We start from the raw sequence: 226 nt of genomic DNA on the forward strand, positions 1-226 counted from the left end.
GTTAAGTTGGGGACGATCGAAATCGCGTCGGCAATAGGCTCCCCAAGTAAACCAGTCAGGGGCAAAGGCATATTCATACTCTTGCCTCTGGACAACATGCGTAGCATGGGGGAAGCGACCAATTGCTCCCGTATGATCAGAGTGCAAATGGGACAGGACCACATAGCGGATATCCTCAGGAGCAATGCCAATCCTCTTAAGTTGTTCCACGCAACCCTGTTCTTCT

The 226-nt window shown here is 50.9% G+C and carries 1 pseudogene; it reads right to left on the bottom strand.

From position 1 onward, the window contains the following. Positions 1-226, bottom strand: a pseudogene (gene ahlK, locus FLQ03_RS11365) (N-acyl homoserine lactonase AhlK); the annotation flags it as partial.

Source organism: Vogesella urethralis (assembly GCF_007644045.2).
Taxonomy (GTDB): Bacteria; Pseudomonadota; Gammaproteobacteria; order Burkholderiales; family Chromobacteriaceae; genus Vogesella; species Vogesella urethralis.